Raw genomic sequence first — 389 nt, 5'->3', positions numbered from 1 at the left:
GCAACGCCTTTCATTTTGTTGATGTGGTTCAACAGGTTTTGCTGCGCTTCGGCATCGATGACGGGGCCGACATCGGTAGTGAGCTGAATCGGTTTGCCGACGACGAGTTCGTCCATCGCGCCTTTGATCATGTCGAGCATACGGTCGGCAACGTCTTCTTGGACGCATAAGATACGCAGGGCGGAGCAGCGTTGTCCCGCGCTGTCGAAGGCGGAGTTCAATACGTCGGCGCAGACTTGTTCGGCAAGTGCGGTGGAATCGACAATCATGGCGTTTTGTCCGCCGGTTTCGGCAATCAGGACGGGATTGTCGCCGCGTTTGGCAAGGGCTTTGTTGATCAGGCGCGCCACTTCGGTCGAGCCTGTGAAAATCACGCCGCCGATGCTGGC

1 protein-coding gene is annotated in these 389 nt (G+C 57.6%); it reads right to left on the bottom strand.

The window, feature by feature from the left end:
* A partial coding sequence (locus ACQRAX_RS25645; protein WP_427867791.1) for an aldehyde dehydrogenase family protein occupies positions 1 to 389 on the bottom strand: 389 nt, incomplete at both ends.

This window comes from Pseudomonas sp. UM16 (assembly GCF_050312595.1).
GTDB lineage: Bacteria > Pseudomonadota > Gammaproteobacteria > Pseudomonadales > Pseudomonadaceae > Aquipseudomonas.
Note: the sequence above shows the minus strand (reverse complement) of the source record. Positions and strands in the feature narration are given on the sequence as shown.